Consider the following 23105-nt stretch of genomic DNA (forward strand, 5'->3'; position numbering starts at 1 on the left):
CACGATGCAAGCAAGCGAAGCAACGCCGTATGAGCGTTTGGGGGGCGAAACGGCGGTACGGGCGCTGGTGGACCGTTTTTACCAGGTAATGGATCAAGACCCGGTCGCGGCCGGGGTGCGGGCGGTACATGATGCGAGCCTTGCGAGCGCCAGCGAGAAGCTGTTCCTGTTCCTGAGCGGCTGGCTGGGCGGCCCATCGCTGTATGTGGAGAAATATGGCCACCCGATGCTGCGGGCGCGGCACCTGCCGTTCCCGATCAATGAGCGTATGCGCGATGAGTGGCTGTACTGCATGTACCAGGCTCTGGAGCAGGTCTGTGCGCATGATGTGGCGCTGAAGGAAGAACTGGAGCAGGCCTTCTTGCGCACGGCGGACTTCATGCGTAACCGCGAGGGTTGAATGGGGGTCTCGATCTGCAGTGGGGCATCTGCTGGCGGTCAAGCCGACTGCCTACAGCTGATGCCGTGGCTCACGGGGCCGGCTGAATGCCGTATTTGGCCTGCAGTGCCTTGATCAGGGCTGGGTCGAGTTCACGAAACCCCTGAATCAGGGCGTTAGCCCAGATGCTCGCTTGGGCGTGCTGGCGCGAGAAGCCGATGGTCAGCGGTATGGCTTGCTCCAGGCAGCCTGCCTGGCGGATCGCACCATCCATGCCCAGCTTTTTGGCCAAACGCTCAACCACGGCCTCATGCTCAAGCATCACCGGATAAAACCCGGCGTTCAGCTTGCGCAGATTGTCGACGCCGGCGACCTCGCCATAGGAAATAGCTATACGCCGCTCGTCCCGTGCATGATCGGCGATATAGGCGTCGCCGCTGGCATCGTCATAGCCATAGTCGGCAATCACCCCCAGCTTGACCGACTCCAGTGACTTGAGGCCCTGATATTGCCAGTTGCTGCTGCGGCGAGTGTAGAAGCAGGCTCGTGATTCACCCAAGGCATGGCTTATCAGCAGACGAGCATCGCGTGGCGGGGCGTACACGCCCTCTATCTTGCCTTGCACGGTGTCATTGATGGCGCGATTGAACGGCAGGAGCAGGGGCTGGGTGCGGTAGCCCGATCTGGATAGCGCCAGCTGCGTCAGTTCCACCAGATAGCCATCGCGTACCGCTTTGCCATCGCTGCACACAAAGGGGCACCAGTCGTCCGAGGCGAGGCGCAGCTGCGTTTCGCCGGCAGTTGCAGCCGCTGCAGCGAGCAGCAGGCCGGCCAGCCACACCTTGCGGCCTGTGTTGCACGGTGGGTCGACTGGTCGCAATGATTTGCCGATTGCGGTTGGACTAAGCACATTGCCTCCTCGATCAGAAGACTGGCACGGCGGGGCGCTGTGGCATGTTGGCGCCGACATACAGGCTTAGGTATCGCTTACAGCACCGGTCACGTCAAGCGTCGGCGGCCTGCACTACAATGCATCGGGACGAGCACAGGTATTGTCTGACCGGTGTTGCCTTGCAATTTGTCGAGCAGGGCAGCTGCCATACACCTATACCTTGGCGCCTGGAATACACCAGGCTTTGTCGCAATGCCGGAATAAATCCGGCTTCGGCTTTGCAAGCGCCGGATCGGTCGTTATAATGTCGGGCTGTTGTGATTGAACCATCACAATGTGCCGATGTAGCTCAGTTGGTAGAGCAGCGCATTCGTAATGCGAAGGTCGTCAGTTCGATTCCGATCATCGGCACCAGGAAACACCCGAAACAGGGCCAAACGCTTGCAGCGTCTGGCCCTGTTTTATTTCGTGCTTAATGTCTGGCGATTTACCTGACTGCGCGACGCCGGTTTGCGCCAAGTCGATAAGGCGACGCGTGCTAACGCGCTCGCCGGAATCTTGACCGGTTAGCCAGCGCAGCGACGGCTGCTGTCTTATGCCGTTTCCAAGGCGCGCCGGTATGCGGGTGTCCAGCCCAGCACGGTCTTGGCTTTTTCATTGCTCACATCGGTATTGTCTTCGGTGATGTTGAAGATGTCGGCTGCTGATTGCTGCAAGGCCAGTAGCGCCGCATAAGCCGCGGCGTCGACATGAACGGGGCTGGTGCCCGTGGCGTGTTCGCTACCGGTGCCCGGCCCGTAAAGCTGCCCATAGCGCAGTACCGTGCCCACCAAGGCCGGTTCGCCCAGCACATGCTGTTCCAGCGCGGCGACGCCGCGAACGCTGATACGCCGATTGCCTTCGGCATCGAAATCCAGCGGCTGCGATTCCCGATACGGTTTATCACCGGCCTGGTAGGCCCAGGCAATGCTCTGCGCAATCAGGCGGCTGGCGCCACCGGCCACCGCAGCGTTGACCAGATTGCGAGTGCCCTCGTCGCGTATCCGCGCGTTATTGACGACTGCCTGCGCCATCAAGCTTGGATCAAGTCCACGCGGCAGGTCGGTCAGCTGGTGAATCACCGCCGCCGGCTGGATTTTCACCAGTGCTTGTTGCAATGCCTCAGCATCGTAGACATCGACCAGCACCGGTACTGCACCCAAGGCTTTCAAGGCTTGACCATGTTCGGCGCGGCGGCTCCCGCCGTACACCTGATAGCCGGCATCAAGCAACATGGGCACCAAGGCCCGGCCGATTACGCCGGATGCACCGGCGACAAATACTTTTTCAGACATTCAATTCTCCTGGCGGTTGGTTACTGACAGTGCGCCGCGATGACGGCTGAGTGCGCACTGTAGCGCCGCAGACGAGTCGGCTTGAAGGGGCAAAAACGGCTAGCCGAAGCATGACATGTTCCGCTCGATGCAAGCGTTGGGCCGGGCAGATGCGTGGCCAACCATGGCAAGTTCAAGCGTGGCTTGTCATGGTTCAACAGTCGATTCTTGGCCCTTAAGTGCCAAGGCTTCCCTCGCTACATTTGCTGCACATTCACGGCGGGGCTTGCTCCTCGCTGTTTCACCCTGAGGGAGGTTGAAATGCGCCAGCAAAAATCCTGGCAGTCGGTATTGCTGTTCGCCCGCTTTGCCCTGGCCGCCGCGTTCCTGTCTGCCGTTGCTGATCGCCTGGGGCTGTGGGGAAAGATGGGCGATACCGGCGTGTCGTGGGGCGATATGGAGCACTTCTATCGTCACACCGCCAAGCTGGCCCCCTGGCTGCCGGCATCACTTGTTCCGGCGGTGGCGTGGTTGGTTGATCTACTCGAGGCTGCATTGGGCATCTGTCTGCTGCTAGGCATACAGCTGCGCCGTAGCGCCTGGCTTAGTGCCGCCTTGCTACTGCTATTCGCCATCAGCATGGCGGCTTTCCAGAGCGTAAAGCTGTCGCTGAATTTCAGTGTGCTCACCTGCAGTGCCTGTGCCTATCTGGTTTACCTGGCCAGCGTGGCGCAAGCGGATGTACAGCCTGGCTAAGTTTCCTATTTCCAAAGCAGAAAGCACCGATATGGACTTCACCATTCGCAAACAAGCCTGGGACACATTATTTGCCGACCCTGAACTCGGCGCCGGCAATTTTCTGTTCAAGGCGCTGCATGCCTATGGCGCAATTGAAGAAGATTTCCTGTTTCTGGAGCAGCCCTATATTGGTCCCTCCGGACGTGCCTATCAGGCATTTTCTTTGGCCAGCCTGCATCGCCAAGTAATGTCGCTCGCCGGCTGGTATCGCCGCCAGGGCATTGAGCGCGGGCGCCACGTCTGCTTGTATTTGGGCGATGGCATTCCTTCCTTTCTGCATTTTTTGGCCTTGGGCAGCCTGGGCTGCATTCCGGTGCTGATCAATGGGCATCTGCGCGCCGATATCGCTGCACTGTATGCCCAGCGCAATCGCTTCGATGTATTTGTGTTCGATCAGCAAACCGATGCCCGCTGGGATCTGGCTGGCGCGCTCAAGGGCCTGACTGCCCTGAACGCCGGCTTTATAGAAGGTGCGCCGGCCGAGGTCAGTGCTTTGCCCGCGTCGGATTGGCCAGTGGCTCGCCACGACGACGACATCATTATGGTTTGTCATAGCTCAGGTACCACCGGTATTCCGAAGGCGGTGTTGTTCGGTCATGCGCAATTCTTCAATGGCAAGCGGGAGCGTTTGCGCAGTTTTGTCGAGCAGGACGGCGATACGCTGGCAACCGCCATGCCGCCTACCCATGCGGCAGGTATCAGCTATCTGATGACGGCAACCATGCTGCAGCTCCCGACCCTGGCGCTGACCACCCAGACCGGGCCGGTTGCGGCCAATTTGATCGCTAGCTTTCGGCCCAGCATTGTCACGGCGTTTTCGCAGAGCTATGCATCGTTTGCCGGGCAAAACCTGCCAGACGGGTATTTCGCCAGCGTGCGCCGCTTCTACAACACCGGCGATACCGCGCATGAGGCGCATATCCGACAGCTGTTGCGACTTGCTCCGCAGGCAAGGTTTACCGATATGTTTGGCGCGTCCGAGTTAGGCATGTCGCAATTCTTAAAGGTGTCTAGCAGGGGCGATGTGGCCAGCAAGCGCACCGTTGGTCATGCGGCCAGCTATGCGGTGTGCGACATTTTGTCGCCCCAGGGCGACTTGATGCCTGACGGCCAGCCGGGGTATTTCGGCGTACGTTCGCCGACAGTCACGCCCGGCTATTTTGGCCAGCCGCATCTGACGGCGTTAACCACCTTGAATGGCTACTGGCTGACCGGCGATGTCGGCTTGCGACTGGAAAATGGCGAGTTCGTCCATCTGGATCGCATCGTCGACACGGTGCAAAGCAATCTTGGTGTGCAAGCCTACACCTTGCTGCTGGAAGAGCACCTTTTGACGCTGCCCGGCGTGTTCGATGTCACCGTTGTGGGCGTGCCGCGCGGGCCTACCCGCGAAGAGGCTGTGCTGATCCTGGCGCAACCGCAGGCGGGTGCCTCGCTCGATGCGAAGACCGTCTTGCAGCATGCCCTGCAGTGTTACCCCTTCCGCGGTCGTGATGCCTTACCGGACTACACGGTGTGCGTGGCCCTGCTGTCGCCCAATGGCGAATTGCCAGCCGGCTCTACCGGCAAGGTGCTCAAGCGTTTGATTCGTGATCAGTTCTGGACCTGGCAGCGCGACTATGACGAGGGCGATCGCGAAATGCTGGCCGGGCTGGTGTGGAACCAGCAGCTTCCGACACCGCCGCAGGCCGCCGCGGTCAGCCAGGGCTTACTGGACTATCTGCATGGATAAGGCGGCCGTTGTGACGCGCGACATGGGCCAGCACGAGGCAGATTTTCAACAGAGGATAGTGCGTGGCGACAAGATAGAGCCGCAAGACTGGATGCCCGAGCGTTATCGCCAGCTCCTGCTTCGGCAAATGTCCCAGCATGCCCATTCGGAATATGTGGGGATGTTGCCGGAGGGCTTTTGGCTAAGCCGCGCCCCGAGCCTGCATCGCAAATGCGTATTGCTGGCAAAGATTCAGGATGAGGCCGGTCATGCGCAGTACTTGTATAGCGCGCTTGAGAGCCTTGGCACCTCGCGTGACGAGGTCTACCAGCAATTGCTGAGTGGCCAGGCCAAGTATCTGAATATATTCAACTATCCTGCGCTGACCTGGGCTGATGTCGGCATGATCGGCTGGCTGACCGATGGCGCAGCCATCGTGAACCAAGTGCCGCTATCGCGAAGCTCCTACGGTCCATATGCCCGCGCCATGGTGCGTATCTGCCAGGAGGAAAGCTTCCATCATCGACAGGGCTTTGATCTGGTGCGCGCACTGGTCGAAGGTAGCGCCGCCCAGCGTCAGATGGCACAGGATGCGCTCAATCGCTGGTGGTGGCCAACCGTTATGGTATTCGGCCCGCCAGATGAGCAGTCGCCGCATTCGCGGCAATCAATGCAGTGGGGCATCAAGCTTTATTCCAACGACACCCTGCGACAGAAGTTCATTGACCAGACCGTTCCACAGATACACCACCTAGGGTTGACGGTGCCCGATCCTGAGCTGCGCTTCAACCAAGCGACAGGCCACTATGAGATTGGACGGATCGACTGGGATGAATTCAATCGGGTGGTTCAGGGCGAGGGGCAGTGTAATCGCCAGCGGATCTCCAGCCGCCGTCGCGCCTGGGAGCAAGGGGCTTGGGTTCGCGACGCAGCCGCATGCCATGCCGCCAAAGTCGCCGCCGGCAAGGCGGCTCACCAAGGAGAGCAGCATGAATGAGTGGAAATCATGGGAGGTGTTTGTGCGTAGTCAGAACGGCATTGCCCACCGCCATATCGGCAGTGTCATGGCTAGCGATGCAGCAATGGCCATGCAATATGCGCGCGATGTCTACACGCGGCGTGACGACTTTGTCAGCCTGTGGCTGGTGGCGTCGGATCAGGTGATCAGCAGTGCCGGCCAGGATAAGGAGGCATGGTTCGGTACGGCGCGGGACAAAGCCTTTCGCCACGCAACCTACTACCCGGTTCCCGAGGGAGTGCAGCACCTGTGATCACCGATAGCAAACCGGTGCAGCAGCTGGCCGACTATGTACTACGCCTGGCTGACAATGCCCTAATCCTGTCACAGCAGTTGTGCGCCTGGTGTGGCCACGCGCCGACACTCGAAGAAGACCTGGCGCTGAGCAATGTCGCGCTGGATCTGCTTGGGCAGGCACGCCTGTGGCTGCAATACGCTGGCAGCCAAAGCGTACCGCCACGCAGCGAGGATGAATTGGCGTATTGGCGCGATGCCCAGTCGTTTCGCAATGTACTTTTGGTTGAGCAGCCCAATGGCAACTTTGCCGATACGCAGGTGCGCCAGTTCCTATTCGATAGCTGGCACTGCCTGTTGCTGCGCGACCTGTCCGACTCGGCTGACAAGCAGATTGCTGCGATAGCGGCGAAGGCACGCAAGGAAGCCAGCTACCACTTGCGCCGCAGCAGCGAATGGGTAGTAAGGCTCGGGGATGGCAGCGCGCTCAGCCATGGGTATGCCCAGAATGCGCTGGATCACTGCTGGAACCATATCGGCGAATTGTTCGAGATGGATGCGCTTGATCAACGCATGCTGGGGCTACGCATAGGCTGTGACCAGGCGGCTCTCCATGGCGAGTGGCTGCGCTATGTGCAGGAAGTGCTGGCAGCTGCCAATTTGCAGCTGCCGGACAGCCCGCCCTACCTGACCGGTGGCAAGCGTGGCCAGCATGGCGAGGCCCTTGTCAGCCTGTTGATGGAAATGCAGTACCTGCCGCGAACCCATCCTGGAGCGCAATGGTGACGCGCGTACATGGCATTGGGGTGCAGCCAGGCACTGAACACATCTGGGAGTGGCTGGCGGCCATTCCAGACCCGGAGATGCCCTACATCTCGATCGTCGATCTGGGCATTGTGCGCGATGTGCGCTGGCAGGCGGAACGCCTAAAGGTGGTGCTGACGCCCACTTACAGCGGCTGTCCGGCCCGGCTGCACATCGAACAAAGCATTGTGCTGGCGCTGCAGGACCGTGGACTGGATGGCGTGCAGCTCGAAACGCAGCTCTACCCGGCATGGACCAGCGAATGGATCAGCGCAGCGGGCAAGGCACGCATGCGTGCTGCCGGTGTGGCGCCGCCGCTAGCGACGCAAGCGGCCCGGCAAACCCTGCGCTTCATTCCGCGCGAATACGTAGCGCCGCGCCCGGCTTGTCCGCGTTGTGGCGCCTTGCAGACTCAGCTGTGCAATGAATTTGCCGGCACCAGCTGCAAAGCTCTGTATCGGTGCGAAGCCTGCACGAATCCGTTTGAATATTTCAAAGCCATTTGAGGCGAGCACGAGGAGGCATCAATGTCGCAGTTTTTTCCGCTACAGCTGGCCATGCTGCGCCGCGATACGCCGGACAGTCTGGTGCTCACGCTGACTGTGCCGGATGAACACCGTGCGCGTTTCGTGCATCAGCCAGGCCAGCATCTCACCCTGCGCGCAGAGCTGAGCGGCGACGAGATCAGGCGCAGCTATTCACTATGCAATGCCAGCGGCACCGCCATGCTGCAGCTGGCGATCAAGCGGGTGCCAGGTGGCCGGTTTTCCAGCTGGGTGCATAGTCAGCTGCGCGAGGGAGATTGGCTGCAAGCCGCGCCACCGACGGGCAACTTTGCATTGCCGGTTGTGCCACAGGCGCGTCGCCACTATGCAGCTTTCGCCGCGGGCAGTGGGATAGCGCCGGTCATGTCGGTGCTGGAAAGCACCCTGCGTGACGAGCGTCACAGTCGATTTACCCTGGTCTACTGCAATCGTGATCTCGCATCGGTGCAGTTTCGCGAACACTTGTGGGAGCTGAAAGACCGTTACCTCGACCGTTTCCGAGTGCTCTACCTGTTCAGCAAAGAGACACAGGATGTCGACCTGTTCGGTGGCCGATTGGATCAAGCCCGCTGCGCCGCGCTAATCGCCAGCTGTTTGCCGGCCACGCAGATCGACCACGCCTATCTATGTGGCCCGGCCGGCATGATGGATTCAGTGGCTGCCGCCTTGCAGGCAGCAGGCCTGGGTGCCGAGCAGATCCGGCGCGAGCGGTTTGCCGCATCGGCGCCTCGCCCGGCTAGCTGCGAAGCGCGTACCCCAGCGGCGAGTGGCAGCGTCGATTTGCTGGTGCAGCAAGAGGGCGCTCGGCGACGCCTGAGCCTGCCTCCCAGTGGCGATACCTTGCTCGATGCCATGCTCAAGGCTGGGTTGGCACCGCGTTATTCCTGCAAGGCTGGTGTCTGCGCCACCTGCCGCTGCAAGGTGCTGGCCGGAGATGTGGAAATGTACGAGCCACATGCCCTGGACCCGGCGGAGGTTGCCGCCGGCTATGTGCTTAGCTGCCGCAGTCGTGCGCGCAGCCAGCATCTTGAGTTGGCGCTCGACTGAGCGGCGCGCTCTCACTACTACCTGGACCGTTTATGCAAACCGCAACCCCGCTTTCGCGTTGGGCGTTGGCCCTGTATTGCCTGGCAGTCGGCTTTTCAGTCGCCGCCGTTGTCTACCACCAGTCGATGACGCAGATGATCGCGGCCTCCTTCGGCCTGCCTTCCGGTGCTTTGTGGGGCTTGTCGGTCGCCACTCAGTCCGGCTATGGCGCGGGACTGATTTTTGGTTTACCGCTGGGTGATTCCCTGTCACCACGACGGCTGATACCTGCAGTGATGTCTGGCCTCGGTGGGGTACTGATGTTGCTCGCCGTCGCGCCATCGCTGCCGGTAATGATTGTGTTCGGCGTATTGGCCGGCTTGCTATCGATTGGCGGCCAGCTGGTAATCGCCTATTGCGCCAGAACCTGCTCGGCGGCAGAGCGTCCGGCGGTGATCGGTAGCCTGCTGTCGTCCTTGTTTGCCGGCCTGCTACTGGCGCGAGTGCTGGCTGGCTGGGGCAGCGTGCAGATTGGCTGGCGTGGTGTCTATATGACGGTAGGCGCGCTGACCGTTCTGCTTGGCTTAGCCATGCGCCGCGCAATTCGCGCGCTACCGCCGGCTGCGTCCGTTGGCTACGTCCGCATGCTCGGGCAGCAGGCGCAACGCTGGCTCGACCATGCCGAGCTGCGTCGTTACGCCCTGATTGCTGCCTGCTTCTTTGCTGCATCGAATGGAATCTGGGCAAACCTAGGCTCGCTGACTTTCGCCACCCTGCATTGGAGCGCTGGCCAGACCGGTCTGCTCGCTTTCACCTCCTTGTTTGCACTGCGTTCACCAAAGTTGGCCATGTGGATGCAACAGCGCATGCGATGGCAAAACGCGGTGATCTTGCTTGGCATGGCGATGGCACTGGTATCGCTGCTGGGCATGGTTGAGGGTGCAAGCCTGCCCATGATCATTGCCTTTTTGATCTTCACCGATATCGGGGTGCGCTCGGTCCAGGCCTTGACGCAGAGCCGGGTGCTGGACATCGACCCGCCCGCTGCATCCCGCCTTAACAGTTTGTATATGACGGTGTTTTTCTTTGGTGCCGCCATTGGCTCCTGGTTGGGTGGCGTCACCATCCACCATCTGGGCTGGGCTGGCATGTATCTGTTTCCGCTGCTGTGTGCAGGTGCAGGCATCGCTTTACTGCATCTGCCCGGTAGCGCCGCGAAACTGGCCAAGGTCTGACCATTCGATCAGTACGCCAGGGACGCATACCTACTTACCCGGAAACATCCACTCAGGAGCGAGAAATGACCGCAGTTGCAATGAAGAACCGCAAGACCCCGTTGGTGGCCGGTATCAGCCTGATCTGGGCAGATTGGCTGAAGGAGCAGGATCTACTTGGGTTGCTTGAGCATCCCCTGCTGCAGGCACTGGCGAACGGCGAGGCCTGCCTTGCCACGCTGAAGTCGCTCTTGCTGCAACACAGCCACTATTCACGACATTTCACTCGCTATCTGTGCGCACTGATGGGCCAGCTGGACGAGGCGGACGATGTATTGGCGCTAATGGAAAATATGCGCGAAGAAATGGGCGTGGATGGCGTGAGCCGGGTTACCCACGCCGAGATGTTCCAGCGCACCTTGAGCATGCTTGGCCTTGCCCCTGTTGATGAAGCGCCGTTACCGGAAACGCTGGCCATGGTTGATACCATGATGGCCCACTGCCAGGACCGCGATGCCCTGTGTGGTCTGGCTGCCATGTGTCTGGGTGCCGAGGCGATCGTGCCGCTGATCTATCGCCCCATCCTGCAAGCCCTGCAGCACTTCGGCTACGGCAAGGAGGCGACCGAATTCTTCAGTCTGCATATTGAAGAGGATGAAGACCATGCGCTGACCATGTTGACCATCATGCAGCGCCTCACCCAGGGCGATGATGCACGGCGCTCGTTGGCGGCCCGCATCGGTAGCGAACTGATCGCGCGGCGCATAGCGATGTTCGACGCAATCTGGGCGCGCAGTCAGGCGCAGACATTACCAGCGTCTGGAGACGGCCGATTCAGTTCGGCTGACTTCTGGCGTGTGCCGAGCCGCCTGCGTGCCAATGTGCCGGACAGGCTCAGCCACAGCCAGGTGATGCAGGCTAGTCAGGGCGGAGATCAGCGGTTCTCGTCCGAGCGCAAACACAAAGTACATATCGTTGATCTGCCCAGCAACACCATCAGCATGACCATTGGCCGCTTGGACGAGGCCGAAGGTACCCGCCTGCATCGGCATAACTACGAAACGATGATCTATGTGATGCAGGGCGAAGGCTACTCGCGCATCGGCGAGCGCAAGGTTCCCTGGCGCGCGGGAGATGCCATTTATGTGCCGGTGTGGGCTGAGCACCAACATGTCAATACCGGTGCGGGTGAGGCGGTGTACCTGGCCTGTGAAAACGCCCCGCTATTGCAAAACCTTGGCGGCATCGCCTTGCGCGAGGAACTCGGCGTGACGAGCGCCTGATCCGCTGCGCCCGCCGCATCGCCCGGATGCCGGGCGCAGCCCTATATCGACAGCAGACAAGACCGAGAACGAGACCATGCTGACTTCCCTATCAAGCTGGACGCCCGACAGCTGGGCATCCAGGCAGCAATCCCATATGCCGGCCTACCATGATGATGCCGAGGCAGATGCCGTGTTGGCACGGCTGTCCGCCTACCCTGCGCTAGTCAGCGTGGCGGAAATCCGCGAACTGCGCGACCAACTAGCCCGTGCTGCCCTGGGCCAGGCGCTGGTTATTCAGGCGGGTGATTGTGCGGAACAATTTGAAGGCTTGCGCCCTGCGGTACTGACGGCACATTACCAGTTGCTTGGCAGCATGGCTGAGCAATTGCAGCTCGGTACGGGTTTGCCGGTACTGTGCTTGGGCCGCATCGCGGGCCAGTACGCCAAGCCGCGTAGCCAGGCGGAGGAAACCCGTGCTGGCTTGAGTTTGCCAAGCTACCGCGGTGACATCATTAATGGCAGCCGGTTTGACGCAGCGACGCGCCGCCCCGATCCGGCCCGTATGGAGCAAGCCTACTTCCATGCAGCTGCCAGCCTGAACTACCTGCGTAGTCTGGAGCGCAGCGGGGCAGAAAGGGAGGGGCGCTATTTCACCAGTCATGAGGCCTTGCTCCTGCCTTATGAACAGGCCGCGCTGCTGCGTGGCGATGATGGGCTGTGGTATGGCGGTTCCGGGCATTTTCTGTGGGTGGGGGAGCGCACCCGCCAGCTTGACAGCGCCCATATCGAATTCGTACGCGGCATACAGAATCCAATCGGCATCAAGATAGGACCCAATATCGAGCCGGCGACGCTATTGGCCCTGATTGCCCTGCTCGATCCGGACAATATTCCAGGCCGCCTGACTCTGATTGTGCGTATGGGCCGGCGTGCTATCGAGCAATTGCCGATGCTGCTGGCGGCGGTACGCGATGCCGGCCGTCAGCCCTTATGGCTATGCGATCCCATGCATGGCAATGGTGTGGTAACGGATGGAGGTATCAAGACACGGCGTTACGACGATATCGCAGCGGAAATCCAGGGCTTTATCGCGGCGCATCGCCAATGCGCTACCCATGCCGGAGGTGTGCACCTGGAGCTGAGTGGTGAATCGGTGACCGAATGTCTTGGCGGGCCCGAGGGCCTTGATGAACGCGATCTGGGCCGGGCCTATCTAACCGCCTGTGATCCGCGACTCAACCCTGCCCAGGCCCAGGCATTGGCCCGTACATTGATCGATGGACTTGGCATGGCGGCCGCCGCGCCAGAGCAGATAAATCTGACTGAACGCCTGATTGCGACGCGCCGCAACTGTGATCGCACCAGTTTCTGTGGGCCGGGCTTTCGGCTCAGCTATCGTGAGTTGGATCGGGTAGTGCGCCGCCAGGCCGCCTGGATGGCGCGATCCGGCGCCAAACCTGGCGAACGTGTACTGATCGCGCTGAATGACGGGCCGGAGCTGCTCGCAACATTTTTTGCGGCGTTGGCGCTCGGTGCGCTGCCGGTCGTAGTGAACCCACGGCTCGATAGTGCCGCGATCGCACAGTTGTTGGCGGATGCACGCCCGGTACTGTGCTTTGCCGACTCAGCGCAAGCTGCGTTGTGGCCTGTGACACCGACCTTGCATTGCCTGGATGCCGATGCCCATTTGGATTGGCTGGGGGACGCTCACCCGGACGATGCGTGGGATGACTTTGTCTACCAGTCCGTTGAGGCGCCAATCCTGATCCAGTACACCTCCGGTAGCACCGGCCTGCCCAAGGGGGTTGTACACAGTGCCCGCTCGGTGTTGGCTGCATGCGAGCATTTTGCAGCAGGTCAGCTTGGCCTCGCCGAAACCGACATCTTGTATTCGGTGCCGAAGTCCTTCTTTGGTTATGGCATGGGCAATAGCCTGTTTTTTCCGCTTCACCTTGGCGCTTGCGCCTTGCTTGATTCGCAATGGCCGTCACTCGAGCGGGTGCGAGCACTACTGCGTCAATACCAGCCCACAGTGCTATTCGCAGTGCCTGCTCTATATCGCATGCTGCTGGACGAAGATATCGATGGCAGCGAACTCTCAGTCAGATTGGCATTTTCGGCTGGCGCGCCCCTGCCTCCGGCAATAGCCAGCCGCTGGCGGGAACGCTTCGGCGTCGACCTGCATGACGGCATCGGCGCCACCGAAATGTGCCATGTCTTCGCCACCAGCTATCCGGATGCCGTGCAGCCTGGCAAGGTGGGGCGCATGTTGCCTGGCTGGGAGGCCCGCATTGTGAATGCCGATGGCTTACCGGTTGCGGATGGCGAGTATGGCGTATTGTTGGTCAAGTCTCCGAGCATGGCGCTGGGGTATTGGGAGAGGCCGCAAGATCAGGCGGCCCGTTTTGTCGATGGCTGGTATCGCACGGGTGATCTATTCAGTCAGGATAGCGACGGGATGCTGACCTTCCACGGCCGCGAGGACGATCGTTTCAAGGTAAACGGGCGTTGGGTTGTGCCGGTAGAGATCGAAAACCTGCTGGGCAATCTGTTGCCGGAAGTCAACGAATGCTATCTGGTGCCGGGCTCGGATCGAGATGGCGAATTACGGCCTGTACTGTTTGTGCGTGGAGCAGTGGCTGGCGATGCACTGGTCCGCTTGGTTCGCGCCACGCTGGAGGCGCATTTGGAGAGCTACAAACGTCCGCAGCGGATTGCAGTGCTGGCAGAGCTTCCTCTTAATCGCAATGGCAAGCCTGATCGGCGCGCGCTATCGAAGCAGGCTGGTGTATTGCTGTGCAGCCAGTCGGAGATGCAACCATGTTGAGTCTGGATGCATTTATGGACTATGGCAGGCTTGGCTACACGCATGTGCCACTGTGGCAAACCTTCGTGCTACCGCCAGGCGTGGAAGCGGCCGATATTTACCAAGCGCTGGCAAATGAAGGACAGGACTATCTGTTTGAGACCGGCCAATGGCATGACGGTGTATTTTGCCCCTGCTATTCGGTGATTGGTCTGCCCTGTAGCGAGCACGTTGAACTGGATGCAGGTCTTTTTCGTCACTACCGTGATGGCCAGATTTTGCGTGAGCTGGCTTGCGAAGACCCTTTGGCGGAGCTAGCGAGCTTTCAGCAAGGCTTCCGGGTGCCGGAGTTTGCCGAGCTGCCGCAGTTCAGCGGCGGTTTGTTCGGGTATTTCGGCTTTGAGACCACCAGACTGATTGAACCACGCTTGCGCCGCGCCGAACCTAAGCCGTCCGGATTGGATATGCCTGACGTATGGCAATGGCTTAGTACCGCGCTGATCGTGCTGGATCATGAACGAGGCCTGGCCTTTTGTATCGTGCACGAGCAACCGCAATCTTGCAGCGACTACTCACGGGGCTTAGCACGCTTGCAGCGCCTTGGTGCGCAACTTTCGCCTGTATTGGTGCCTGCAACCGCGAGCCGCGCGTGGTCGCAGCAGGAGCCCTCGATGCCGCAATTTGATTTTCCTCGTGAGGACTACGAGCAAGCAGTAGCCCGCATCAAGGAATACATTGCGGCAGGTGACGTCATGCAGGTCGTTCTGTCGCAACGCATGAATATGGACTACGAAGGCAGCGCTCTGTCGCTCTATCGAGCATTGTGCAGCCTCGGGCCTACCCCATACCGGTATCTATTGAACCTGGGCGATTGTCAGATCGTGGGCGCCTCGCCGGAGATGCTTTTTCGACAGGAGAACGAGCTGGTGACCAGCCGCCCGATGGCTGGTACACGGCGTCGCGGCGCGGGGGCTGCCGAGGATGAGTGGCTGCGCGACCAATTGTTGGCTGATCCGAAAGAGATTGCCGAGCACATGATGCTGGTTGATCTGGCACGCAATGACCTGGGCCGCCTGGCTGACAAGGGCAGTGTGCAGGTCGAGCGCCTGCTCAAGGTGGAGTACTTTTCCCATGTGATGCATATCGTGTCGACGGTAACCGGGCGTATGCCCGACACGGTAAGTGGCTTGGATCTGCTTAGGAGCACTTTCCCGGCGGGCACCTTGAGCGGTGCGTCGAAGATACGGGCGTTGGAGGTGATTGCGGAACTGGAGCCGCACGGACGCGGCGTGTATGGGGGGGCCATTGGCTGGATGGATTGGTGCGGGTGCGCTGATCTGGCGATTGCCATCCGAACTGCGTTGCTTTGCGCTGGGCGGCTGCATATACAGGCCGGTGCCGGCGTGGTGCGCGACTCGCTCGCCGCCCGCGAATGGGAAGAAACCATGGAAAAAAGTCGGGTAATCCGCCTGGCTGCCGCACGCTGCGAGGAGGCGCTGGCATGCACCTGATGATCGACAACTACGATTCGTTTACCTACAACATTGTGCAGTACCTAGGCATGCTGGGCGCCGATATTGTGGTCAGGCGCAATGACCAGATCAGCCTGGCACAGATCGAGGCGTTGGCACCCGAGTCGCTGATTATTTCACCGGGACCTTGTTCGCCAGCCGAGGCTGGCATTTCCTTGGCGGCTATACATCGCTTCGCTGGGCGCTTACCTATGCTTGGCATCTGCCTAGGCCATCAAAGCATTGCAGCAGCGTTTGGCGCCGAGATCCGTCGTGCATCCGAAGTCATGCATGGCAAAGTATCGCGTATGCGCCATCATGGCCAGGACATGTTTGCCGGCTTGCCCGATGGGGTGCAGGTCGCACGTTATCACTCCCTGGTGGCCGACCGCCTGCCGGTTGATTTGCAGGCAACCGCTCATGTGCTTGACGCACAAGGTGGCCTGGGAGAAATCATGGCCTTGCGCCATCGCGAGCTGCCCATCTTTGGCGTGCAGTTCCATCCAGAGTCTGTATTGACTGAACGCGGGATGGCGATGCTCGCCAATTATCTGAGCCTGGTTCGCCAGGATGTAGCCGCCTATGCCTAAGGCAGCCTAGGTATATGCGCCCTGCCACGGTGCATCACCGGCCCCGCGAGGATCAGGGCTTGGGCGGCGGCAGTCAGCGCATCCCCGTGATCTATTCAATTTCGATCAGGTGCGCGCAAGCGTTGGCGTCTACCGCCGGACCTCAAATAGAGCACTACCCACCATTGCGAAGGCGGTTTTGCCCGCCTGCAGGAGTACCTATGCAAGAACCGCATTTCAGTAAGCAATATCTCGTTCGTTTTTCGCACTGCGATCCGGCGGGCATTGTCTACTTTCCGCAGTATTTGGTGATCAGCAACTGGCTGGTGGAAGATTGGTTTACCGAAGGCCTGGACGTCTCATTTTCTGACATGATCGGCCCGCGCCGGCTGGGCTTGCCCTTGGTCAAGCTGGAATGCGAGTTTGCATCCCCCTCTCGCCAGGGCGACATGCTGACCATGGATCTGCGACTGGTTCGTCTGGGTCGACGCTCACTGACAGTGGATATCGATGCACACGTGGCGGGTGCGCTGCGCATGCGTTGCCGCCAAGTGATGGTTCAGACTTCGCTTGACAATGGCTGCTCGGTTGATATACCGCCCGACATCCGTCATGCCCTGCAAGCCTTACCGGTCGACCTGGAGATACTGGTATGAAGCTGCTGCAGCCACCACACTGGGCGCGACCGCGCGGCTATGCAAATGGTATCGCAGCGCGCGGCACGCTGGTGTTTACTTCGGGCCAACTAGGATGGGATGCGGACGAGCAATTGCGCAGTGAGCGCTATGCCGACCAGGCGATACAGGCTCTGCACAATATCGTGGCGGTGCTGGCCGAGGCTGGGGCGCGACCCGAGCATCTGGTACGGCTGACTTGGTATGTCAGCGATCGAGAAGCCTATTTTGCCGATGCGCGCGAAGTCGGACGTGCCTATCGCGATCTGATCGGCCACTACCCGGCAATGAGCGCCTTCGAGGTCAAATCCTTGATGGTGGAGGGGGCTAAGGTCCAGATCGAAGCGACAGCTGTGATACCTGACTGAATATCAATTTGTGCTCAATCGGTCAGGCGGCTCGGCAAGCAGTTGGCCTGATTGGCGGCAAGGCAGATTGGTCCTGGTTGCGATGGTTTCAGTGCCGCAGGCGCCGAGCGCTGCTGCGCTGGCGCCTGCGCGGCGTCATATTGCCGACATGGCGCGGCGAAGATCGCGGGCATGTATTGCAGCCTGCTCGGGCGAGACAATATTGGCAAAACCGAGCAGCAGGCCTTTGCCGCAGTGGTGCTCGACGCTACGCGCTGATAGCGCTGCGACGCCCAGGTGATGTTCGCGCGCGCGGTGGGCTAGTAGCTGGTCGTCTTCGTCCTCGGAAAGTCGGGCAAGTAGGTGCAGGCCACTGGCCGGCGCATCGAAATGCAGGCGGCTGCCAAATTCGTCGAGCAGGCTGTTCAGTACCATTTGCCTGCGCTGCGCGTAGGCGGCTCGCATTCGGCGTAGGTGGCGAGTGAAATGACCTTCCTTGATAAAGTCCACGATCACCCCTTGATTCAGCAAGGGGCAACCATCGTTGATGGTATTGCTGGCGTCGTTAAAGCGTGGAACCAAACGCTTCGGTACGACCAGATAGGCGAGCCGAAGCGAAGGGCTGAGCACCTTGCTGAAGGTGCCGATGTACAGCACGTTGTCGTTGGCGTCGAGGCTGGATAGCGAGGGAAGTGGCTGGCCGTCGTAGCGGTATTCGCTGTCGTAGTCATCTTCAATTACGAAGGCATTGTGACTGGCGGCCCAGGCGAGCAGGGCGAGGCGTCGGGTCAGTGATAGGGACACACCTAGCGGACTCTGATGCGCTGGTGTCACCAGGGCAAAGCGCGCATGGGGGGCCTTGGCTTTGCCGGCGTCTACTTGCATGCCGTCCGCATCGACCGGCACTGGTACCAGCTGTGCCCCCATGCCGGCGAGAAGATGACGCGCAGGTGGAAAGCATGGGTCTTCGATCCACACTTCGTCCATCGGTCGCAGTAGCGTGCGGCACAACAAGGCCATCGCCCCGCGATAGCCGGCAGTTACAAATACCTGCTGCGCAGAGCAATCAACGCCTCGCGATAGGTGCAGGTAGCCGGCGATAGCCTCGCGCAGCGGTGGATAGCCAGCCGGCGAAGGGTAGGTCAGCATCTTGCTTTGCAGTCGTAACTGCCGGCTGTTCAGGCTTGCCCATAGTTTTTTCGGAAACAAATCGAGCGCTGGCAAGCCAAGTTGAAAGGGTAAAGTCTTTTCATGTAGCACCATATCGTGGGTGCTTGGCCTTGGCGGCTGGGCATCCACGCGATTCAGGTTTAGCGTGGGCGATACGACCGTACCGGCTTGGCCGCGCGCCTCCAGGTAGCCATCTCCTATCAACAAGTCGTATGCGACTTCGACGGTATTGCGTGAAATCTGCAATTCGCTAGCCAAGGCACGAATCGATGGCACGCGCTGGCCCGGGGCCAGGGTGCCCTGACGAATGGCACGTATGAATCTTTGGTAGACCTTCCGATACAGGGGCGGACCGCTGGTTGATTTCAGTGCTGTTGAGGTGAAGATCTCATTCATATTTAGTAAATCAAGCTAAAGAATATGGTTCGGCAAGGGGATTGCTGATCAAACAGGTTTTTTGACTTGTCCTGTTTACTTATCGGGAAGTGCTGGGCGAAGCGAGCATTCAGTCAATGCAGCCGGTTCGGAGAGATGGGTAGTCAAATTAATGCAAGCATGTCATTGATTCGTTGCTGCTTTATTCTTTCCTCTCCGCTCCTCTCATTGCGTGAGGGAGTGGTGCTTTTGCACGCAGGGCCATGTTGAGCAACTGGAAACAGCTTGGTTCAACCTCTGTTTGCCAACTTTGTCAAAGGGAAGATGGCAGTCGATGATTGATGCAGTGTGACCACCTTTCTAAGGTGCGCCATTGTCCTGACGGAATAATTTTTGCATTGCGCGCAAGCAATATATGTTGCCGGTTCGGGTAACTACTGATGGTGTTAAACCATTGTTTATGCAATCAATTCAATTGATTGTTTGAATATTATATATTGTATGTATTTAAGTGTGTTTGCGATAAATATGACGCGGAAGATTTTGCGAAATTACTCTGCGCAGAAGCGTTTTGCCGCGATATTGCGATGACAAGGGTAGGCCAAGAGTTCTGCCAAAATAATCTTGTCGAAAGGCCTGCTCAGGTCCTTCGCATCAGTTCCCGCCAGGTAAGATACATGCGCAAGTCGAATTCCAGCTGATGGTAGCCAGGCTGCATGTAGTCGCACAGCTGGTAGAACGCTTTGTTGTGATCGCGCTCTTTCAGATGTGCCAACTCGTGAACGACGATCATGCGCAGAAATTCCGGCGGGGCATCCTTGAATAGCGTCGCAATTCGGATTTCTTTCTTGGCTTTCAACTTGCCGCCCTGCACCCGCGAAATGGCAGTATGCAAACCCAGCGCCTGGTGAACGACATCAAGCTTGCTGTCGTACACCACCTTGTTGATCGGTGCGGCATTACGCAGCCAGTCTTGCTTGATGGCGCAGACATAGTCATACAGGGCGCGATCGGTCTGGATATCGTGGCGGCCCGGATATTTGCGCGCCAGATGGGCGCCCAATTGTTCGCGTGCGATCAAGGTGCGCACCTGATCTTGCAGTTCGGTCGGGTAGGCGCGCAAATAGGGAAGTTCGTGCATGGCGGTCCACAATTGCGGCAACTCAGGGGAGGCAGGGGCAGGCCGTTCGTCCGTCTGAACTTGGCAGCCGGGCAGATTTACGACTCAATACAACGGTCTGCACATGACAGCCATTGCGCATACCAAGGAGGAAAACATGCAAGCGAGTTCGGTATCACCCAGCAGCTCCCTGTCGCGCCAGTTGCAGGAGGCTACACCAGCACAGGGACGGCGCAAAAGTGCCGAGATTGAAGAAGCGCCCAAACCGAAACGGGCCGAGCCACAGCAAGAGCTCAAACCCTCGGTAAACAGCCAGGGTCAGAAAGTCGGCAGTCGTATCAATACCAGCGCTTGAATCAACCCTGCATAGTTTCGCCTACCAGGCCGCAACGCAAGTTGGCGGCCTGTTATTTGTTCACGGCAGAATCGGCCACCGCTTCGGTGGCGGCTGGCCGCCGTGCCCGCTCGCGTAGTGCCTGATAGGCGCGCAGGGCCACGTAGGCATCATTGGCGGCATAGCGCTGCTGGCTGTCATTGAGCTGCGCTGCCGCCCAATTGGACATTTTTGCGCTCTTGGATTTGCGATAGTGCTGGCGGAACAAAATGGCAACGGCTTGCACTGCGCCTACGGTATTGCGATAGCCGGCGCGGCGAAATAGCGGTACCAGGTCTTCCACGCCGCCACAGCGCAAGCCGAAGTTGGCGTCGAGCAAGGCAAGATCAGAGCGCAGATCAAAACCCACTTTCCGAATCGAGCGATCTGCCAGCAATTCGCGCAGTGCCGCAGGCATGGTAATGCGCAGCGGGAACAGATAGGCACGCTGATTGGTACACAGCTGGACCAGATGCGGGCCTTGCGGCGCCTCGCCCTTTTTGAAGGTGGGGCGCGATTCGGTATCAAAGCCCAGCGTGCCGGCAGCGCGCAGCACGGCGCAGGCTTCGGCCACTGCCTGTTCGCCCTGGACGACTTCGATATCGTCGATTTCAAAACCCTGGAAGGTCGGCAAGGCCTGGATGGTGGCCTTGCCCATCAGGTTGCGGCGCGGTTGACTGCTACCACTGGCGCTTGTGCCATTGGCGCTGCCGCTACTTCCCGCGCTGCGGCTGCGCGAACTGCGCCCGCTGCGGGAATCGGATTTACGCGCGGTGTCGCGGGTGGCGACAGGCGCGCTGCGTTTGAACAGGCCGCTAAAGCGGGCAAACAATCTGGATAATGCGGACATAGGAAAACCTGACTTGACGGTCGGGCCCGATCTGGCGCCCAAAAAATGCGAGCAGCATTTTAACCTTACAACTGCTTGATTTGTTGTAAATCTTTCATAAGGCTAGCGTTCAGCAAATTGCAGCGCCCGCTCAATGAAGTGCTTGGGCACCTGGCTGCGCGGTACTTTGCCGTGGAACCAGCGCCGCACTTCATCGTCGAGCCCGATGCCGTGCATATAGTTGTACAGCGCCTTGTTCAGTGCCACACCCAAGGTGTCGTGGTCGACGCCGCTCGGGTCGTGAAAACCGACATCGTTCTTGGCAAAGCTGACCGGTGGCAGCGGTTTGAGGGTGACGCCGTATTCTTCCGGGTTCTGGCCAACCGGCGAGTGCACGGTGCAGACAAAGCGGTGAAAATAGCCGGACTGGATGCAGCCGGCGGCGAACAGCTGGCGCACATATTCCAGCGCATCGACGGTGTCCTGCACCGTCTGGGTGGGAAAGCCATACATCAGATAAGCATGTACCAGAATGCCGGCCTCGGCAAAGCCGCGGGTGACGCGCGCCACCTGTTCCACCGACACGCCTTTTTTCATCAGCTTGAGCAGCCGGTCGGACGCCACTTCCAGCCCGCCCGAAATGGCAATGCAGCCCGAGTCGGCCAGCAGCTGGCACAGCTCCGGGTTGAACGATTTCTCGAAGCGGATATTTCCCCACCAGGAAATCGCGACATTGCGGCGTATCAGCTCCTCGGCCAGCGCGCGCAACATTTTCGGTGGCGCAGCCTCGTCGACAAAGTGAAAGCCGGTCTGGCCAGTCTCGGCGATGATCGCTTCGATGCGATCGACCAAGGTGGTGGCGCTGGCAGTTTCGTAGCGCGAGATATAGTCGAGTGTGACGTCGCAAAAACTGCATTTCTTCCAGTAGCAGCCGTGTGCCACCGTCAGTTTGTTCCAGCGCCCATCCGACCACAGCCGGTGCATCGGGTTGAGCATGTCCAGCAGCGACAGATAGCGATCAAGCGGCAAGCCATCCCAGGTTGGCGTGCCCCAGTCCTCGAACGGAATATCTGCTTCCATGAAATTGTGGTAACGCACCACGCCGTCTTCGCGCACAAAGCAACGCACCAGGCGCTGCGCGCTACGCTTGCCCTGCAGATGGTCGATCAGCGCCAGCAGTGGCCGCTCGCCGGAGTCCAGGGTGATGAAGTCGACATAGTCGAATACCCGTGGCTCTTTCAATTCGCGCAGTTCGGTATTGGGAAAGCCGCCACCGAGTGAGATACGGATGTCCGGGTAATGCGCCTTGATGGTCTGGCCGATGCGCAGTGCCGCATACATGGCGCCGGGAAACGGCACCGACAGCAGCACCAGATCGGGCTGGTGGCGCTTGATGGCGGCAAGGGTCAGCTGATGCAGGCAGGCATCGACCAGGCCATGTGGCGCGGCCAGTGCGCTGGCGAGTGGCTCGAACGTCGGTTGCGCCATGGCGAGCGATTCGGCATAGCGAACAAACTCGAAGCGTGGGTCGATCGCATCGCGCACGACATCGGCGATATCGTTCAGATACAGGGTGGCAAGGTGGCGGGCACGGTCATAGCTGCCAAGGGCGCCAAACGCCCAGCCCAGCGGGTCGCCGCCATCCGGGTCGTCCGGGTCCACATACACATCCAGTGCATCAAATCGCGGCCCTTCCGGCAGGAAGCGGCGGCTGCAGATGCGATGTGCCAGGGTGGCATCGCGCCCTTGCAGAAAGGCGATGGTGGCATCGATGGTGCCGGCATACAGATCGAAGTGTTCGACAAAATCGTGCGCCAGTGCGCTGCGCTCGCGCTTGGGTATGTTGACGATGGCATCGCGTACCCCGGTCAAGCCCTCGCGGGAAAACAGCGTCAACACCAGTGCCAGTGCCAGATCTTCCTGTACCGCATCGAAGCCGCGCGATCGCAAGAAGCCGGTCAGATAGGCGGTGGACGGATAGGGCGTATTGAGCTGGGTCATCGGCGGGATGAGCGACAGCACGCGGAACGGGCGGGCAGACATGGCGGCTTTCGGAGAACGCAAACAATCGCGATTGCAGGCCGCTATTTTGCCTGATGGCGGCGCGGCTGCCGAATCCACACTGTCAATGG

Annotated in this window: 22 protein-coding genes and 1 tRNA gene; 17 read left to right on the plus strand and 6 right to left on the minus strand. The window is 59.7% G+C overall.

Annotated features, from left to right (window positions below):
* The first annotated feature begins 4 nt into the window (after window positions 1–4).
* Window positions 5–400 (plus strand): group II truncated hemoglobin, encoded by a 396-nt coding sequence (locus ACE3OH_RS00465; protein WP_374347087.1) that lies wholly within the window; start codon window positions 5–7, stop codon window positions 398–400.
* A gap of 70 nt (window positions 401–470) precedes the next feature.
* On the opposite strand, the gene ACE3OH_RS00470 is transcribed toward ACE3OH_RS00465, so the two are convergent.
* Window positions 471–1289, minus strand: coding sequence for a substrate-binding periplasmic protein (locus tag ACE3OH_RS00470; RefSeq protein ID WP_374347089.1), 819 nt, complete (start codon window positions 1287–1289; stop codon window positions 471–473).
* Window positions 1290–1609: 320 nt separating this feature from the next.
* Here ACE3OH_RS00470 and ACE3OH_RS00475 point away from each other — a divergent pair.
* Window positions 1610–1685: transfer RNA gene (locus ACE3OH_RS00475), tRNA-Thr, on the plus strand.
* A gap of 179 nt (window positions 1686–1864) precedes the next feature.
* Here ACE3OH_RS00475 and ACE3OH_RS00480 read toward each other — a convergent pair.
* Complete coding sequence (locus ACE3OH_RS00480) at window positions 1865–2605, minus strand: NAD-dependent epimerase/dehydratase family protein (RefSeq protein WP_374347091.1); 741 nt, start codon at window positions 2603–2605, stop codon at window positions 1865–1867.
* A gap of 300 nt (window positions 2606–2905) precedes the next feature.
* On the opposite strand from ACE3OH_RS00480, the gene ACE3OH_RS00485 reads away from it, so the two are divergent.
* The 14 genes from ACE3OH_RS00485 (at window position 2906) to ACE3OH_RS00550 (ending at window position 17127) form a co-directional block, all read left to right on the plus strand.
* Entirely contained in the window at window positions 2906–3340 is a 435-nt protein-coding gene (locus ACE3OH_RS00485) for a MauE/DoxX family redox-associated membrane protein (RefSeq protein ID WP_374347093.1), read from the plus strand.
* 31 nt (window positions 3341–3371) lie between these two features.
* On the plus strand, window positions 3372–5114 hold the full coding sequence (locus tag ACE3OH_RS00490) for a class I adenylate-forming enzyme family protein (protein ID WP_374347095.1): 1743 nt from the start codon (window positions 3372–3374) through the stop codon (window positions 5112–5114).
* The gene (gene paaA / locus ACE3OH_RS00495; RefSeq protein WP_374347097.1) at window positions 5107–6090 is read left to right on the plus strand and encodes a 1,2-phenylacetyl-CoA epoxidase subunit PaaA; all 984 of its coding nucleotides are present in this window, start codon (window positions 5107–5109) and stop codon (window positions 6088–6090) included. Before ACE3OH_RS00490 ends, paaA begins: the two co-directional genes overlap by 8 nt.
* On the plus strand, window positions 6083–6364 hold the full coding sequence (gene paaB / locus ACE3OH_RS00500; RefSeq protein WP_374347099.1) for a 1,2-phenylacetyl-CoA epoxidase subunit PaaB: 282 nt from the start codon (window positions 6083–6085) through the stop codon (window positions 6362–6364). Before paaA ends, paaB begins: the two co-directional genes overlap by 8 nt.
* Window positions 6361–7131, plus strand: coding sequence for a 1,2-phenylacetyl-CoA epoxidase subunit PaaC (paaC, locus tag ACE3OH_RS00505; protein WP_374347101.1), 771 nt, complete (start codon window positions 6361–6363; stop codon window positions 7129–7131). Before paaB ends, paaC begins: the two co-directional genes overlap by 4 nt.
* Complete coding sequence (paaD, locus tag ACE3OH_RS00510) at window positions 7125–7655, plus strand: 1,2-phenylacetyl-CoA epoxidase subunit PaaD (protein WP_374347103.1); 531 nt, start codon at window positions 7125–7127, stop codon at window positions 7653–7655. The genes paaC and paaD overlap by 7 nt, the downstream gene beginning before the upstream one ends.
* Window positions 7656–7676: 21 nt before the next feature.
* On the plus strand, window positions 7677–8741 hold the full coding sequence (locus ACE3OH_RS00515; protein ID WP_374347105.1) for a 2Fe-2S iron-sulfur cluster-binding protein: 1065 nt from the start codon (window positions 7677–7679) through the stop codon (window positions 8739–8741).
* Between the two features lie 32 nt (window positions 8742–8773).
* The gene (locus ACE3OH_RS00520) at window positions 8774–9955 is read left to right on the plus strand and encodes an MFS transporter (protein ID WP_374347107.1); all 1182 of its coding nucleotides are present in this window, start codon (window positions 8774–8776) and stop codon (window positions 9953–9955) included.
* 65 nt (window positions 9956–10020) lie between these two features.
* Window positions 10021–11217, plus strand: a complete 1197-nt coding sequence (locus ACE3OH_RS00525; RefSeq protein WP_374347109.1) for an iron-containing redox enzyme family protein — start codon at window positions 10021–10023, stop codon at window positions 11215–11217.
* Window positions 11218–11293: 76 nt separating this feature from the next.
* A complete protein-coding gene (locus tag ACE3OH_RS00530; RefSeq protein WP_374347111.1) occupies window positions 11294–14026 on the plus strand; it encodes a 3-deoxy-7-phosphoheptulonate synthase in 2733 nt (910 codons plus the stop codon).
* Window positions 14020–15516 carry an anthranilate synthase component I family protein gene (locus ACE3OH_RS00535; RefSeq protein ID WP_374347113.1) on the plus strand — a complete coding sequence of 499 codons (1497 nt, stop codon included), beginning with the start codon at window positions 14020–14022 and terminating at the stop codon, window positions 15514–15516. Before ACE3OH_RS00530 ends, ACE3OH_RS00535 begins: the two co-directional genes overlap by 7 nt.
* Window positions 15507–16106, plus strand: a complete 600-nt coding sequence (locus tag ACE3OH_RS00540; RefSeq protein ID WP_374347115.1) for an aminodeoxychorismate/anthranilate synthase component II — start codon at window positions 15507–15509, stop codon at window positions 16104–16106. The genes ACE3OH_RS00535 and ACE3OH_RS00540 overlap by 10 nt, the downstream gene beginning before the upstream one ends.
* Window positions 16107–16306: 200 nt before the next feature.
* Window positions 16307–16741 (plus strand): acyl-CoA thioesterase, encoded by a 435-nt coding sequence (locus tag ACE3OH_RS00545; RefSeq protein WP_374347117.1) that lies wholly within the window; start codon window positions 16307–16309, stop codon window positions 16739–16741.
* Window positions 16738–17127, plus strand: coding sequence for a RidA family protein (locus tag ACE3OH_RS00550; RefSeq protein ID WP_374347120.1), 390 nt, complete (start codon window positions 16738–16740; stop codon window positions 17125–17127). Before ACE3OH_RS00545 ends, ACE3OH_RS00550 begins: the two co-directional genes overlap by 4 nt.
* A 135-nt stretch (window positions 17128–17262) precedes the next feature.
* Here ACE3OH_RS00550 and ACE3OH_RS00555 read toward each other — a convergent pair whose 3' ends face one another.
* On the minus strand, window positions 17263–18672 hold the full coding sequence (locus ACE3OH_RS00555; protein WP_374347122.1) for a PLP-dependent aminotransferase family protein: 1410 nt from the start codon (window positions 18670–18672) through the stop codon (window positions 17263–17265).
* Between the two features lie 619 nt (window positions 18673–19291).
* Window positions 19292–19792, minus strand: a complete 501-nt coding sequence (locus tag ACE3OH_RS00560) for a M48 family metallopeptidase (protein WP_374347124.1) — start codon at window positions 19790–19792, stop codon at window positions 19292–19294.
* 136 nt (window positions 19793–19928) lie between these two features.
* Between ACE3OH_RS00560 and ACE3OH_RS00565 the strand changes: the two genes are divergently transcribed.
* A complete protein-coding gene (locus ACE3OH_RS00565) occupies window positions 19929–20126 on the plus strand; it encodes a hypothetical protein (protein ID WP_374347126.1) in 198 nt (65 codons plus the stop codon).
* A 52-nt stretch (window positions 20127–20178) separates the two neighbouring features.
* Here the strand turns inward: ACE3OH_RS00565 and ACE3OH_RS00570 are convergent, their stop codons facing one another.
* The gene (locus ACE3OH_RS00570) at window positions 20179–20994 is read right to left on the minus strand and encodes a 3'-5' exonuclease (RefSeq protein ID WP_374347128.1); all 816 of its coding nucleotides are present in this window, start codon (window positions 20992–20994) and stop codon (window positions 20179–20181) included.
* Window positions 20995–21096: 102 nt separating this feature from the next.
* Complete coding sequence (locus ACE3OH_RS00575; protein ID WP_374347130.1) at window positions 21097–23016, minus strand: radical SAM protein; 1920 nt, start codon at window positions 23014–23016, stop codon at window positions 21097–21099.
* Between the last annotated feature and the right edge of the window lie 89 nt (window positions 23017–23105).

The sequence above is a fragment of the Chitinimonas sp. genome, assembly GCF_041904975.1.
Lineage (GTDB): Bacteria > Pseudomonadota > Gammaproteobacteria > Burkholderiales > Chitinimonadaceae > Chitinimonas.